This window comes from Bradyrhizobium lablabi, assembly GCF_018129385.1.
Classification (GTDB): Bacteria; Pseudomonadota; Alphaproteobacteria; order Rhizobiales; family Xanthobacteraceae; genus Bradyrhizobium; species Bradyrhizobium lablabi_C.
The window spans coordinates 102,170-113,525 of record NZ_JAFCLN010000001.1; the positions used below are offsets into that span (position 1 = coordinate 102,170).

An 11,356-nucleotide genomic window follows, 5' to 3' on the forward strand; every position below is an offset into this window, starting at 1 on the left:
GAAGGAAGAACATGACCGGCCGGCCGCACTCTATCCGCTTGATCAATGGACGCATCTACCGGGATGCCGGCGACCGTATTCCGGCCGACACGTTGGTGACCCGGGACGGTACCATCCAATTCGTGGGATCGCGGGACGACGCACCCGCCGCCGAGACGACAATCGACCTCCATGGTACCGTCGTGATGCCAGGGCTGACGGACGCCCACATCCATCTCTTTGCCCTTGCCATCGAGCGGTTGCAGATCGCGCTCGACCCTGTCGCGGTCAAGTCCGTCGGCGCACTGCTCGATCGCGTGTCGTCCGCCGCGCGGCGCGTCTCCAGCGGAGAATGGATCAGGGGATCCGGCTTCGACGAGAATGGCTTGCCCGAACATCGATATCCGACCCGTAAAGAACTCGACGCCGCAGCTCCGGACCAGCCGCTCGTCATCCGCCGTTTTTGCGGACACACGGCGATCCTCAACAGCGCAGCCTTGCATGCGCTCGGAATAGATGAGGGGGTATCGGACCCGGTGGGCGGATCGTTCGAGCGCGATCCGCAAGGCCGTTTGAACGGCATCGTCAAGGAGAGCGCCGCCGACGCCGTGTTCCGCAACATGCCGCGGGTCGAGCGCGCCGTGGTCGCCGACGCTCTGCGGGCAACGATTGGGGATGCGATGCGGCTTGGATTGACGGCAGCGGTCGAGGCCGCCGTCGGCTTCACCAGCGGCTTTGACGAGGAACATGCGACCTGGAATCTCATCCGTTCCGACCGATCGCTGATCCGTCTCGGCTTCATGCATCGGCTCGATCCAAAGGAAGCCGTCGCACGAGAGCTGACGCCGCAGCGTGATCCGGACTGGCAAACGAATACGTTAAAGTTCTTCGCGGATGGCATCGCCGGCGCACGCACCGCCGCGGTCACGACGCCGTATCACGATACGGGAGGAACCGGCTTCTTCATGCGCGATGAGGAAGAGCTGGAGCGCGTCCTCGTCGAGGCGCACCTCGATGGCTGGCAGGTCGCCGTTCACTGCGTCGGAGACCGGGCGATCTTGCGCGTTATCGGCGCGCTGGAACGGGCCCAGAAGATGAAGTCATGGTCCGATGCCCGGCACCGGATCGAGCACTATACCTGTCCGCCTACCGGCGGCCTTGCCAGGATGAAGAAGGCGGGAGCCATCGTCGTTGCCCAGCCAAGCTTCCTGTCGGTGATGCACCGCACGACCCTCGAAGCGTTCGGACCGTTGGCCGACAGCAGATATCCGGCCCGTTCCGTCATCGATGCGGGCGTTCCGTTTATTTGCAGCTCGGATGCGCCGACCGGTGATTTCTCTCCCTGGGTTGGAATGGCGAACGCGCTGGACCGTGGTGCTGACAAGGGCAGGCCGCTTGGTCCGTCGGAAGCGATATCCCGGCGAGAAGCGATCCGCGGCTATACCCATGGCGGCGCCTATGCCATGCGGCAGGAAAGCTGGCGAGGTGTTCTCGAGCCGGGAATGGCGGCGGACCTGATTGCCGTCGACCGGGATCCGTTCGACTCCACCGTCGATTTCCGGGCCGTCAAGGTCTTGATGACGATGGTTCGCGGAGCAATCGAGCATGATGCGATCGACGGACGAGCACCAGCGAGCGCGGGGGTCGCGCACTAGACTCAACGCCGCCGCTTCCGCCTCACGTAAGCCCCTTGATCTTCTTGCACGGCGTCGCCGAGCCCGACGACATCTGCACGATGCCGCCGATGGTCTTGGTCGACTGCATCTCCTTGCGGGTGAGGAAGCGCAGTGTGGCGCGCGGATAGCTGTCGCAGAACTGCGAGAGCGTCGCGGCCGTGGCCGGGACGCTGTCCTGCTTGGGGACGACGGCAATACCGCCGTCCTTCAGGATATAGGCGTCCTTGATATTCGACATCGCTACGGCGGCCGAGCAGATCTTGAAAAGATCGTTGTAGGCCTGCGGCGGCAGCGTCAGGTCGCCGGCGAGATTTTGCAGCAGATATTCGCGGCTGCGGCGGCAGTTTTCGCTTTCCGCGCGCGCCGCGTTTGCAGCGAGCATCAGCGCGATGGCCGCCGCGACCAGCCGCGTCATGCCGCCTCTGTGCTCGGCTGCGGCACGCGGTCGCTGCGATAGGCCAATCCATAGGTCGCCGCGGCACATCGCTCCCACGACAGGTTTCGCGCGTGAACGCTTGCACCCGCGGCGAGCAGCGCCCGCCGCTCCTTGTCATCAGCGAGATCGGCGATGGCGCGCGAGATACTCCCGGGATCCGGCGGCACGAGGATTCCGGTTTCATCCGCCAGCACGGCGTCGGGCACGCCGCCGACCGCCGTGGCGACGCTCGGCAGGCCGCCGGCCGCCGCTTCCAGGTAAACGAGGCCAAATCCCTCGACCCGTCCGGAGGATTCCGGCAGGCCAGTGAGGCAGAACATGTCGGCTGCGCCATAGACGTCGCGGATATCTTCCTTCGGCAAAGCGCCAAGCAGTCGGACGTCGGCATCAGCTTCTTCGGCCAGACGCCGCAGTGCCGCGACATGGCCGGCCTCGCCGTCGGGGCCGATCACCAGCCAGACGATGCGCTTGCGCAATTCGTCGGGAAGCGTGCGCAGCGCCGCCAGCGTGAGAAGGTGTCCTTTGCGATGCGTCAACCGCGCCACCGTGACGATCACGAGCCGATCAGGCGTAAGCCGAAGAGCGTGGCGGACGACATCGCGCGGCCGTCGCATGCCGAACCAGAAGTCGGACACGCCGAGCTGCACCGCGCTGACGCGACGCGCATCGACGGCAAAGCGTTCGCTGAATAAATCCCGGGTGTAGCGGCTGTTGGCCACGATCTGCGTCCGCGGCCCGAAAACCCCGGCGCTGCGGATTGCAAGCCGCTTTAGCGGCGTCTGCGTCTCGTTGATCTCGGTGCCGTGCACGGTCATCACCACGCGGGCTTGCGTTCGCCATCGCGAAAGCGCGAGCGGAATGAAGAACGGCCAGTCGGCGGCGTGAATTACGTCATAGTGCCCCCCGCGCACCTTGCTGCGCGCCAGCATGATCTTGGCGGGCAGATCGCGCATCGAATGCAGGCTGCCGCGAAAGCGGATCACATCGAAGGGCAGGAAAACGTCCTCGACGTTGGCTTGTGCATAATCCGGTGCCATCACTGTGACGCGCGCACCCAGACGAGTGGCGGCGGCCGCGATCTCTTCGGCATAGGTGCCGACGCCGCCGGTTGCCGGAGCAAACTCACTGGTCAGCATGAGGATGTTCACGCGGGCCTCCTCAATAGGCGTGCGAAGGCGTTCCTGTCATTCCGCGCGCGTCCTGGATTTCCTGGTGATAGCGAAACACCCGCGCCAATTGCGTCATCGGAGTAAAGGATTTGATCGCACCGGCGATCCGCACCGCATTCAGCTCGTCCGCGCCGATTGCGTTGCGGACGTCGATAAGACGATCCGCCAGCGTGTCCGCCATGTCGTTGGATGAGCCGGCGCGCGGCACCAGATATCCGCTCTCGCCGTCGACAATGACCGGCTCGAGCTGCGGCAGATGCATTGCCACGACGGGCCGGCCGACCGCCAGCGTCTCCAGCACGAAGCGCGGCATGCCCTCGAATTCGGAGGTGAGGATGCCGGCATGCGCGGATGCCAATGTCGCGGCCATACCTGCCGCGTCCTTGAAGCCATGCCGGGCGGTGATGTCCCTGATCGCGTCGAATTCGGCAAAACGTTCGGGATTGCTGGTGCCGATATAGTCGAACACGACGTCGCCGTTCAGCCGCTGCCGCAGCCGGTCGATGGTGCGAAACATCAGCGGCGGATCCTTGAACTCGTCGAGCCTGCCGGCGAACACGACGCGGAACGGCGAGGTGCCCGCATGCATCGGCTGCGGCTTGAAGATGTCGGTGTTCACCCAAGTCCAGAGCGTGTCGATCTTGTCCTTGCGGGCTGGATAGGTCTTTTGCAGCCGCTCCGTGATGAACGGATTGACGCACAGGAACTTTTCGCTCATCGCAACCGCAAACCGCTCGCCGGTGTTATGCACGAAGGAATATTTCCGAAGCAGCGAATCCATCTGTAGCTTTGGCGCGCCCTCGCCATGCAGCATCTGCACGAAGGGCAGCCGCAGGATCGCCGGCAGCCAGGAGAATTCCACCCGCCGCAGATCGACCGAGCAGCGCCGCGCGCGGATCAGCCGCGCGATCGGCACAAAATGGCGCAGCAAGGCCATGAAGAATTGCCCGGTGAGGGACGACTGAATCGTGCGTGCCGCCTCGCGCGCCTGCTGGTCGGTGTAGTGCAGGACCGGCAGGAACTCAAAGGTCCGGCCGCGGAAGGTCAGGTTATGAATCTGGCCGAGCTCGAGATCGCCGCGCGAGTCGACGCCGATGAAGAGAAGATCGGTGTCGGCGGGATGGAAGGTGATGAAGTCGCGGATATAGGTCTCCAGCCCTCCGACTTTCTCGCCGCGCGGGTCGAACGGATGGATGAGACAAATCTGATAGCGCGGCTTGACGGGCCTGGCGTTGCGGGCCCGGAGTGCGAGAGTGAGCGTTGAAGTCATGCCGCCTTCCTCATACGTGCGTTGACGATCTGCGGGATGGTGTGCGCGACAAGCCGCGGAACGACGGCCATGCAGCGCGCGTAGCGCGGCGCGAGGCGCCCTGGCTCGTGCAGCAAACGCCACGCCCATTCCAGCCCATACTTTTGCGTGATGGACGGGGCGCGGACCTGCGTGCCGGCAATGAAGTCGAGCCCGGCGCCGATACACAGCATGCCGGTCCCATTGAGCTCGTCGAGGCAGCGCGCGGCGAACAATTCCTGGCGCGGCGCGCCGAGTGCGAGAAAGCAAAGCCGCGCGCCGGAAGCTCGGATGGTCTCGATGGCGTGGTCCGCCTCGGCGGAGTAGGGCTCAAAATTGCGGCCGGGTGCAAAATAACCCGCCACGTTCAATCCCCTGAATCGTTCCGACAGCCGTCGCGCGGAGATCGCAAGCGTTGGCTCCGTCGCGCCAAGCAGAAAGATCGGAAGTCCCTTCCTGCGCGCTTCCTGGCAAACCGGCTCGACGAGGTCGGCGCCCGTCGTCCGCTCGATTTTTGTCCCAAGCAGGCGGCTAAGCACGACGATCGGAAATCCGTCGGCCGTGACAAACCGCGCGCGGCGGTAGGCAGCGCGGAAGTCGGCGCGTTGTTGCAGTTGGACGACATGATCGAGATTGAGCGTGCAGACGCTGAAATTGTCGCCGGTCTGGGCGGCAGACACGATGGAGTCGACGGCCTGCGGAAGCGAGACGATGTTGATGGCAATGCCGTCAACCGTCAGATTGGGATGCTGCTGTGGCGGCGGTTCCAACATGTCGATCTCCTGATGACAATGTGGCCGAGGTACGCATTCACAGAAGACGACATGCCTATCGCTGCTGCGATCGGAACTTGATGTCGAAAACTTTCCTCGACGTGCAGCGTCACGAAATCGATCTATTGCGACGCAACGATGGCGATGCTGCTTCGCGATGTCGGATGCAGCGATGACTCGTTCACATAACGGAGAGCCGTCATGAAAAAGTTTTCGCGACGAGAAGCGATGGCGGTTGTTGCCGGCGCGAGCGTTGCGTGCAGCGGAAAGACGTTTGCTGCGCCGTCGCAGGGGCTTGCAGCAATCGCGGCGAAAAATGGATTCGTGTTCGGCGCAGCCGCAGGACCGGTGATCGAGAAGGATGTTGCCTATCGCGAGCTCTACATTGCACATACACAAATTGTTACGACCGATGTTGCGATGAAGATGGGAACCATCGTTCCGCAGGCGGGGCCGAAACGATTCGAAAGCGCCGATCGCCTGCTACAGTTTTGTGCAAGCCATCGCATTCCGATGCGCGGCCATTGCCTGATCTGGAACGATTGGGTTCCGCAGTGGATCAAGAACATGAGCGTTCCCGAGCGGCAGGCATTCTTCGACAGCTATATCGAGGAAGTCGCCGGACGTTACGCGGGGAAACTGCATTCATGGGACGTGGTCAATGAGCCGTTCTGGCCGGGCCACAAGGCGCCCGGCGGCTACAGGCTCGGCCCCTGGTACGATGCGTTCGGAACCGGCTATGTGCGCCGCGCCTTCGAGCGTGTGGCGGCGGTCGACAAGAAGACCAGGCTGGTGCTCAACGAGGCGCAAAGCGAACGCGACGACGAGGTCGGTCTGACGGTGCGCCGCGGCCTGCTGCGCCTGGTGGATGAACTGAAGGATGCCGGCGTGCCGCTGCATGCTGTCGGGCTACAGGGGCATCTCCAGCCGCGCTATCCGCACGATCCTGCGCGATTCCTCGAGTTTGTGCACGCGCTGGCCGATCGCAAGGTCGACATCTACATCACCGAGTTCGATGTGCGCGACGACACGTTCCCGGACGACGTTGCGACGCGCGACGCGATGATCGCGGAGACGGCCGAGAAATTCCTCACCGGCGTGCTTCGCATTCCGGCGGTCAAGATGGTGATCGCCTGGGAGCTGGCCGACAACTACTCGTTCTATACCGATGCGGCGAAGAAAAAGGACCCGCTGGCGCAGCGGCTGCCGCGTCCGTTGCCGTTCGATTCGTCGATGCAGAAGAAGCCGCTGTGGTTCGCAATGGCGCGCGCCTTCGAGAATGCCAGAAAGGCGTGAGACGCCGCGCTTCGTTCAGGCCTGCTGCGGTCGGGAACGGAGCAAGCGGAACAGCGACGGCGCATAGAGCACGGCGAGCGTCGCCAGATAGGCGGCGGCGCCGGCTCCGATATGCGCGGCAAGATGCATGAGCGTCGGCGCCTCCGGAAAGAGCCTCAGCAGGCCGGCCATCGCGATGGTCGCAAGCGCGATGCGTGTGAGATGCGCGACCGGCAAGGTCAGCCCGAATTTGGCAAAACCGACCGCGAAGCTGACGGTCGCGCCCGCGAGTGCGGCGGCGACGGTCGCGGCGGCGGCGCCCGCAAGGCCCCAATAGCGGAAGCCGATGATGCTGAAGATGACCGTCAGCGTGGCGTCGACCGCCGAGACGATCATCATCCAGCGGGTCCGGCTGTGCAGCAAGAATACCTGATCGCCGAAATGGGCCCGCAGGTTGCGGATCGCGCCGGATAGCGCAGCCAGCGGAAGAATGGCAAGCGTGACCTGCTGGAACGGCTGCGCGATCAGCAGGTGCACGATTTCCGCGCGCAGCATGTAGATACCGATAAGGCTCGGCGCCAGGATCGCGATCAGCAGCGCGCTGTTGTCGGCAAGCTGGCGCATCGCAGCCCGGCTGCCGCGTTGCTCCATGGTCTTGACCGCGAGCGGAAAGGCGGCTGCCGTCACCAGCATCGCGGCGACTGCCGCGGCGCGCTGCCCAAGGCCATAGCCGACCGCGAACAAGCCGGCGGCAGCCACGCCCGCCATCTCGTTGACGATGAATCGCGACGCGTTGAGCCCGACCCAGCCAAGGGCGCCGCCGACGATCAAGGGAATGCCGTAGCGCAGGGCATGTCCCACGATCTCACGGTCGATCGGCCAGAGGCGGCGGCTGTAACCGATCTTCGGCAGCACAATGAGCGCCGCAAACAGTTGCGCGATGGCATAGCCCGCGAGCGGCCATTCGGCGGACTGGCCGAACAGCTTTATGAAGATCAGCCCGAGGATGAAGCCAAGCGCGGGGCCGGCGATCTGCTGGATCGAATAGACGGCGATTTGCTGACGGACCCGGGCGCGCTCGCCGATATAGAGATTGAGCGATCGGGTGATCACGTAGGCCGCACTGGCGAACAGAATGGCCGTCTTGGCGTCGGGTGCAATCACGAGCAGCAGGATGCCGATGACGGCGATGCTCTGTAGCGTGACGGATACGAGTAGAACGGCATTTTCGGTCCGGTGAAACCGTGACGCGTCGCCGTCCTGATAGCGGCCGAAAAAGCGCAGCGCGTATTGCGACCACCAGGCGAGGAAGCCGATCTGCAACAGCTCATGCGTCGCCGTCACCAGCGTCAGAATGCCCAGCGTGTGCTCGTCGACCAGATGGGTCCAGACGATCATCGCGACCAACTGGAACAGCGGTCCGACGAACTGCGCAGGTAGGTAGAGCAGGGTGTGGCGCAGCAGCATCTCTTATGCTCCCAACCAGCGCAGCAGACGCGCAGGGGCAACTTGTCTGACCGTCATCAGCGCGGCGACGCTGAGCAGAACCGTCGCGCCCGACGTCACCGCGGCGTTTACCAGCGGTCCGAACTGGCGCAGCGGCGCGTGATCGCGCAGCGCCATGACGATGAAGATGTGCCAGAGATAGATGAAATAGCTGCCGGAGCCGAGCGCCGCGAGCAGCGGCGATCTCGGCTGCGTCGTGATTAGCCAGCAGCAGAGCAGCGTCGCGTAGGCGAAGAATGCGATCGAATCGTAGGCGGCCGCGTCGCCGATGCCGCAAATCCGCACCAGCGCGTAGATGGCATAAGCCACCAGCGTTGCGCCGGGAAGAACGCCGCGCAGCGCGGTTGAAAATGCACTGCCTGCCATCGCCACCAATGCGCCCGCCGCCATGAACGAGAACCAGAACGCGATATCGCGCAGGCGGACTTCCTCGATCAGGGAGTCCGACAGGCCAAGGCGGGACAGGGCCGGATCGAGGTAACTGCCGACGATCAGGCCGGCTGCGATCGCCAGCACCAGCGCGGCGGCAAGCCGTTGCCCGGGGTCGGTTGCGCGGCCGGCCGTCACGAGGAGCAGCCACATCATGACGGTGCAGCCGACATAGACAAAGACGTAGTAGTAGACGAAGACGTAAGCGAGGGTGAACCGCGCCAGCACGGTCACCGGGCGATGGTCCATCGCCGGATTGTGCTGCGCCATGTAGATGTAGGCGGCCGTGAACGCAAACGAGTAGGGGATGAGGGCTGCGCTGATCCTTTTGGCGAGCGGCACGCGGCCGGACAGCGCGGTCAGATAGCCCGACACGAACAGGAACACCGGCACACAGGGCCGGAGCGCCGCGTCGACCGCGATGACCCAGGGTGTATCGAGCGGCTGCTGGAGTGAGTGGATTCCGATCACCATCAGGATGGCGATGCCGCGCATGCTGTCGATCGCATCGTTGCGGCTCGCCGCCGGTGCGTGCGAATCCGCTATCGCGGTCCAATCCGCCGATGGTCGCAACGTTTCGGTCATGTGGCGGTTTCCTGCCGCCGGATCGCCGATACGGCGGAGGTCGGCGCGAAGCGGCGATCGAACGCGGCGGTGAGGTATCGCCGTATCGGCGTTTCGAAATAGTTGAAGGAAGCGATGCTTGCCGCGGCAAGGACGACGAGGGCGACCGGAGCGAGCAGCAGTTTTGCATCGGGAAGGATCGGCGACAGCAGACGCGCGGCAAAAGTCAGCACGACCGTCGCGACGGGGATATGCAGCATGTAGCAGGAATAGGTCAGCGACGACCAGCGATCGAAGCCGAGCCTGGAGAACAGCGTCACGCGACCGGCGCAATCGGACTGGATCGCGAGCAGGGCGATGGCGTAGACCGCGATCAGCGCCGCCATCGGCGAGAGTAGCCAGCCGAGCATGACAAAGGCGATCAGCGAAGCCACGAGCGCCCCCGGCATGACGGGCCAGCCGGCGATCCGGTCGCGGAACAGATAGCAGGCGACGCCGAGATTGAAGCCCGGCAGCGCCCGGAAGGCGCCGCCCTTGTTGATCCAGTCAGCCCAGGGTTCGGTACCCGCAAATGCCACGTAAAGACTGTTGGCGAGCGCGGGCAGCACGACCAGCGCGATGATCAGTCCCTTCCGCCGCGCGGTGACGGCGGCAACCAGCGGAAACAGCAGGTAGCAGAACATTTCCGCCGACAGCGACCAGCTCGGGAAATTGAAAGTAAGCCGCTCGCCGTCGAAGGCATGCAGCAGCAGAAGTTGCGCGGGCAGGTCGGAGAGGGGATAACGCGCCGGGTTGTCGGTCCTGGCGAGGCCGGAGTGCAACGCCAGCGCGATCACCACGTAGAAGGCGAGCGTGGCCAGATGCAGCGGATAGATCCGTGCGATCCGGCGCCACAGAAAGCGCCCGGTTGAAGCCGCATCGCCGACTGAATCGAAATATAGCCGGGCGATGACGAAGCCGGAGACGACAAAGAACAGGTCCACGAACAGGTTGAAGTGCCAGCTATGGTCGACCATGAAGCGGCCAACGGCGTGGTCCTTCAAATAGTCCGAATAATGCAGAACGACGACGGCACAGGCTGCGACAATCCGCAGTCCGTCGAGATGGCTGGTGCTGCTCGTGGCTTGCTTCAAGGACGTGTCCGGACTTGCGGGTTCGGCGCGCGCAGCGGCGTTCACGCGGCTGTCCCGGCGTGCGGGTGACGTGCGGCCGCGCCGGCGAGGCCCGCGATCAGGCCAATGACGGCGTCGCGATCGCTCTCTGCGAGCGCGTTCCAGCGCTTCAGATTTTGCTCCCCGAGCGCGGCATAGCGCGCGCGCCATTCCGCGCCGGACAGCGCGGCCGCGATGCGCGTGGCTGCCTGTACCGGTTCGGTCGGGTCGACATAGATGCCGGAGATGCCGAGCACCTCGCGGAAGATCGCTGCATCGGGCGCGACGATCGGCAGGCCCGCATATTGCGCTTCCAGCAAGGGCAGGCCGAGGCCCTCGTCATGCGAGGTGCAAATGAAGAGATCGGCGTCGTCAAGCAACTGCCTGACTTCCTCCGTCGGCTGGTATCCATGCAGCGTCACGCCCGGAACGGTCTTCAGCATCTCCCAGTCGTCGCCCCAGCCTGGCCTTCCGACAATATCGAGCGAGGCGCCTGCAAAACCTCTGGCGCGCAGCGCGCTGACAATGGTCGCTGCCGCGCCGTAATTCTTCCGCGGCTCCACGGTCCCGAGCGCCACGATGCGGAGCGGCTGCGGTTTTGCATGCCGCGCGGCGCGCAACTCCGATTCGAGGCCGAACACGTTGCGGACCGGCGGGCGGTACAGCGTGACCTCGGCATCCCCTCGGCAATGCGCCTCGAGCCGGTGCATGGTGTCGTTCGAATTGGCAAGGAAGCGCGGATAGTGCCGCAGCGCGAGCCTGAAGGGCGCGGCCATATAGAGGCGCGCCCGCGCGTTGAGGTCGGCGCGCCGCGTCAGGAGAAAATCATCATGGATATAGGGCAGCACGCGCGCGGCGAACGGGCGAAGTAGCGGACTCGGCGGAAAGCCGGGGCACAGCAGGATCGAGGACGAGGTGGCCAGCCGCATCGGCAGCCCCAGCGTTTGCGTCGTCACCATCTGGCGGGTGCCGCGCGCCGTCACCGGCACGATATCGAGCGGGGCAAGGGCTCTGGCCGAAAACAGCTCCAGCGTGATGCGCTCGAGTCCGGTGACGTGACGTCCGAGATGGGTGTTGTCGACATAGATTGTCATGCGAGGTTCCCCAAAA

The 11,356-nt window shown here is 64.4% G+C and carries 10 protein-coding genes; 2 read left to right on the forward strand and 8 right to left on the reverse strand.

The features are described from left to right. The first annotated feature begins 11 nt into the window (after nucleotides 1-11). Nucleotides 12-1,634, forward strand: coding sequence for an amidohydrolase (locus tag JQ628_RS00495; RefSeq protein WP_212217570.1), 1,623 nt, complete (start codon nucleotides 12-14; stop codon nucleotides 1,632-1,634). 22 nt (nucleotides 1,635-1,656) lie between these two features. Here JQ628_RS00495 and JQ628_RS00500 read toward each other — a convergent pair whose 3' ends face one another. The 4 genes from JQ628_RS00500 to JQ628_RS00515 are packed head-to-tail and all read right to left on the reverse strand — an operon-like array spanning nucleotide 1,657 to nucleotide 5,321. Continuing rightward, a complete protein-coding gene (locus JQ628_RS00500) occupies nucleotides 1,657-2,070 on the reverse strand; it encodes a hypothetical protein (RefSeq protein ID WP_249127376.1) in 414 nt (137 codons plus the stop codon). Then, nucleotides 2,067-3,239, reverse strand: a complete 1,173-nt coding sequence (locus tag JQ628_RS00505) for a glycosyltransferase family 4 protein (RefSeq protein WP_212217572.1) — start codon at nucleotides 3,237-3,239, stop codon at nucleotides 2,067-2,069. The genes JQ628_RS00500 and JQ628_RS00505 overlap by 4 nt, the downstream gene beginning before the upstream one ends. 10 nt (nucleotides 3,240-3,249) lie before the next feature. After that, nucleotides 3,250-4,530 carry a glycosyltransferase gene (locus tag JQ628_RS00510; protein ID WP_212217574.1) on the reverse strand — a complete coding sequence of 427 codons (1,281 nt, stop codon included), beginning with the start codon at nucleotides 4,528-4,530 and terminating at the stop codon, nucleotides 3,250-3,252. Continuing rightward, entirely contained in the window at nucleotides 4,527-5,321 is a 795-nt protein-coding gene (locus JQ628_RS00515; protein WP_212217576.1) for a WecB/TagA/CpsF family glycosyltransferase, read from the reverse strand. The genes JQ628_RS00510 and JQ628_RS00515 overlap by 4 nt, the downstream gene beginning before the upstream one ends. Nucleotides 5,322-5,522: 201 nt before the next feature. Here JQ628_RS00515 and JQ628_RS00520 point away from each other — a divergent pair, with 201 nt between their 5' ends. Continuing rightward, nucleotides 5,523-6,617, forward strand: a complete 1,095-nt coding sequence (locus JQ628_RS00520; protein ID WP_212217578.1) for an endo-1,4-beta-xylanase — start codon at nucleotides 5,523-5,525, stop codon at nucleotides 6,615-6,617. 15 nt (nucleotides 6,618-6,632) lie between these two features. Here JQ628_RS00520 and JQ628_RS00525 read toward each other — a convergent pair whose 3' ends face one another. Genes JQ628_RS00525 through JQ628_RS00540 form a run of 4 tightly spaced genes read right to left on the reverse strand, consistent with a single transcriptional unit; the run spans nucleotide 6,633 to nucleotide 11,340 of the window. Next, nucleotides 6,633-8,063, reverse strand: a complete 1,431-nt coding sequence (locus JQ628_RS00525) for a lipopolysaccharide biosynthesis protein (RefSeq protein ID WP_212217580.1) — start codon at nucleotides 8,061-8,063, stop codon at nucleotides 6,633-6,635. A 3-nt stretch (nucleotides 8,064-8,066) separates the two neighbouring features. Further along, nucleotides 8,067-9,116 carry an acyltransferase family protein gene (locus JQ628_RS00530; RefSeq protein WP_249127377.1) on the reverse strand — a complete coding sequence of 350 codons (1,050 nt, stop codon included), beginning with the start codon at nucleotides 9,114-9,116 and terminating at the stop codon, nucleotides 8,067-8,069. Continuing rightward, nucleotides 9,113-10,228, reverse strand: a complete 1,116-nt coding sequence (locus JQ628_RS00535; RefSeq protein ID WP_212217584.1) for an acyltransferase family protein — start codon at nucleotides 10,226-10,228, stop codon at nucleotides 9,113-9,115. The genes JQ628_RS00530 and JQ628_RS00535 overlap by 4 nt, the downstream gene beginning before the upstream one ends. Before the next feature lie 41 nt (nucleotides 10,229-10,269). Beyond that, nucleotides 10,270-11,340: a glycosyltransferase gene (locus JQ628_RS00540; protein WP_212217587.1), complete on the reverse strand. Its 1,071-nt coding sequence runs from the start codon at nucleotides 11,338-11,340 to the stop codon at nucleotides 10,270-10,272. Between the last annotated feature and the right edge of the window lie 16 nt (nucleotides 11,341-11,356).

Coding starts and splice junctions, on each gene's coding strand:
- JQ628_RS00530 (WP_249127377.1), bottom strand. CDS start 9,116: ATGACCGAAACGTTGCGACCATCGGCGGATTGGACCGCGATAGCGGAT.
- JQ628_RS00520 (WP_212217578.1), top strand. CDS start 5,523: ATGAAAAAGTTTTCGCGACGAGAAGCGATGGCGGTTGTTGCCGGCGCG.
- JQ628_RS00540 (WP_212217587.1), bottom strand. CDS start 11,340: ATGACAATCTATGTCGACAACACCCATCTCGGACGTCACGTCACCGGA.
- JQ628_RS00500 (WP_249127376.1), bottom strand. CDS start 2,070: ATGACGCGGCTGGTCGCGGCGGCCATCGCGCTGATGCTCGCTGCAAAC.
- JQ628_RS00525 (WP_212217580.1), bottom strand. CDS start 8,063: ATGCTGCTGCGCCACACCCTGCTCTACCTACCTGCGCAGTTCGTCGGA.
- JQ628_RS00515 (WP_212217576.1), bottom strand. CDS start 5,321: ATGTTGGAACCGCCGCCACAGCAGCATCCCAATCTGACGGTTGACGGC.
- JQ628_RS00495 (WP_212217570.1), top strand. CDS start 12: ATGACCGGCCGGCCGCACTCTATCCGCTTGATCAATGGACGCATCTAC.
- JQ628_RS00510 (WP_212217574.1), bottom strand. CDS start 4,530: ATGACTTCAACGCTCACTCTCGCACTCCGGGCCCGCAACGCCAGGCCC.